1 protein-coding gene is annotated in these 384 nt (G+C 35.7%); it reads right to left on the reverse strand.

Annotated elements, in window-relative coordinates:
* Positions 1 to 350, reverse strand: a 350-nt coding sequence (locus tag RMT89_RS41495) for a hypothetical protein (protein WP_315888932.1), incomplete at its 3' end; no start/stop codon positions are given.
* Positions 351 to 384: the final 34 nt, after the last annotated feature.

The raw sequence follows: 384 nt of genomic DNA on the forward strand, positions 1-384 counted from the left end.
TCTTTAAGGGCAAGTGCTAGTAAAGAAGCCAAACCTACATTAATCAATGCATAAATATGTTTTTTAATACGATTGTAAATTGGATCTATTGGATTAGACTTTACTATTTTTACTTTTGATTCAGGGGAGTGATAAACTGATACCTCTAAAGGTAATCCAGAGTCAATCAAACGCTGATATAAACGCTTACGCCAGAATATATAACGATAACGTTCACCAATCCCAACTAAAACGGTACTTGCTCGTTGGTCAACTAAATAAGAATAAACGGTATCGTAACAACTTGAACCACGCATAATCTCCACTTTAGCACCAAGATCTTTCCCAAGATTCAATGCATCGTTAAGCATTTTTCTTTGTTGAGAGGTCAGCGGACTTCCTTTA

Source organism: Streptomyces sp. P17, assembly GCF_032436805.1.
Lineage (GTDB): Bacteria > Actinomycetota > Actinomycetes > Streptomycetales > Streptomycetaceae > Streptomyces.